At 62.0% G+C, this 866-nt stretch carries 1 protein-coding gene and 1 pseudogene; both read left to right on the forward strand.

Going from position 1 to position 866, the window contains the following annotated elements:
- Nucleotides 1-91 (forward strand): annotated as a pseudogene (locus AC1D06_RS42655) (DUF736 domain-containing protein); the annotation flags it as partial.
- A gap of 315 nt (nt 92-406) precedes the next feature.
- Nucleotides 407-571: a hypothetical protein gene (locus AC1D06_RS42660; protein WP_477991626.1), complete on the forward strand. Its 165-nt coding sequence runs from the start codon at nt 407-409 to the stop codon at nt 569-571.
- Nucleotides 572-866: the final 295 nt, after the last annotated feature.

An 866-nucleotide genomic window follows, 5' to 3' on the forward strand; every position in this document is an offset into this window, starting at 1 on the left:
GAGTTTCCCAGCGCCGATCTACGCCACGCTGACCGAGGTCGACGGCGAGGAGGGCTACCAGCTGATCTGGGCTCGCCCCAACCGGGACTGAGCCCCGGTCACGGCCCCGCCGAAAAGGCGGGGCCAATCGGTCACTTTCGGAAAGCCGGAAGCGGGCATCGAGCCCGCCCCGGCTTTTTTGGTGGCACACCAACCGGAATAGTCTGCTCAGATCTTTCCATTGTGCCGGGACGAAATGCCGGCCTCAAGGACGAGCGGTTCCCCCAATTTTGCCTCCGCTCCGGTTCCCTCCACTCCAACAAAATCGGCTCCCCCACTCACCGCCTCTGGCGGTCGCTGGCGCGATCCTTGACCCCGACATTCCCTCCCGCCGCGYGTCGCCGTCTTTCATAAAGGAGATGAGACGATGACGATTGAGCAACACATCGAGGAACTTCGTGCCGAGCTGAAGAACGCTGTCGACGCCTCCGAACGGCCCCAGCTCATGGCTGAGCTCCAACTCGCCCAGGCTGATCTGGTCTTCAGCCTCGCCGAGCAGGCGGGTGAGATCGAAGCTGAGCCGCCCTTCTAAGGGCGGTCCCGCCTGACGCGACGTCCTTCACTTCGCACTGAGCCGCGAGGTATTGTAACTGGACGTCAACGTTCTAAAGGCGCACAAAAGGATCATTAACGGTCACTGTGCTGCCAGCTTTAATCGCTGGTGCTCGCCGGGGCGCAGCAGCCGAGTCGGCTGAGCCTCCGAGCAGTACAGCGTACATCGTACCGTCATAGATTTAAGAGCGGTGCGGACGCCCGCGAAGATGGCTGCCTTGCCACGGTTGCGAATGCGGCGTTGCCGTAGAGCAGCACACCACATAGATATGGGG

It is taken from the genome of Rhizobium sp. P2_G2, assembly GCF_056403555.1.

Excerpts from the sequence above, each read along its gene's own strand:
- AC1D06_RS42660 (WP_477991626.1), top strand. The coding sequence starts at position 407 with ATGACGATTGAGCAACACATCGAGGAACTTCGTGCCGAGCTGAAGAAC.